Here is a 991-nt window from a genome sequence, read left to right as displayed (position 1 = left end):
TGCGCACCCGTTCGATGTTCGCATCGATGTCGCGCTGTGCGAGCCGCGTCTTTTCGGCGTAATACTCCCGCAAAGACAGCTGACGTTCCGCCAGCGCGCGATCCAACTCGGCGTTTTCCCGCGCCAACGAATCTTTGAGCAAGCGCAGTTCCGCGTCGGCGCGCGCTTGGTCCAGGGTCAGCCGCGCGCCTTCTGCGCCCGGCGCAGCGCCTGCGGGCTGGGAGCGTCCAAATACGCCTGGTTCAGTGGTTTCCGGTTTAATGCGTGAGGCGATTGCCTGCGTGGCTTCGCCAACATAATCCCGTGAAAACGCCTCATGGAGTTCGCGTGAGACCTGGCGTCCGTAATCTCCCACTTCGCCCAGTTGACGCATCATCGTCGTCTTCAGGGACTGCATGGAAAAGTCGCCTTGGAACGCCGCTTCCACGTCTTTCGCCAACGCGCTCGCCAGTTCGCCGATATCGGAGAACGCGCTTCGAAAACGCGCCACCAGAAAGCCCGCAGTCACGCCTGCAACCCGTCCCACTGCGGTAAAGGCACCCAGCAGCGTATTCACTAATCGCCGCAGCGTTGCGCCAAGCTCGCGTAATTCGCTAACCGCCGCTTCTCGCAGGCGCCGCCAACTGATTTCTCCGGCGCTGGCCAGCTCTGCTATGGCGTCGATGGCGGCGGCGATTTTCTCCGTCACCAGGTCCCAGGTCGCCGCTGCAATCTGCTTGAGTGTGGCGGTCTTTCCGCCGAACTGAACAGTGGCGTCACGGGCGGAGTACAGCATGCCCGCCACCACGCCCAAGGCCGTCACTAAGGCGCCGACGGGGCCGCCTAACAAGGCCAGCGCGCCACGCAGCCCCGTCAAAACCCGTCCCCAAAGCGTGGCGGAGGCGGCCGCCTGAGCAAAGGCGGAAGACGCCGCCATCGCCTGGGTGCGGGTTTTCGCCACATCCGTGACCAAGGCCGCGGTCGCCACGCCTTGCGCACGGGCCTGGGCCAA

The 991-nt window shown here is 64.4% G+C and carries 1 pseudogene; it reads right to left on the bottom strand.

The window, feature by feature from the left end:
* Positions 1-991: pseudogene (locus tag KP814_RS32625) on the bottom strand (tape measure domain-containing protein); the annotation flags it as partial.

The sequence above is a fragment of the Hahella sp. HN01 genome (assembly GCF_018986435.1).
Taxonomy (GTDB): Bacteria; Pseudomonadota; Gammaproteobacteria; order Pseudomonadales; family Oleiphilaceae; genus Hahella.
The sequence above is the reverse complement of the archived record's forward strand: the minus strand, read 5'-3'. Positions and strand labels throughout refer to the sequence as shown.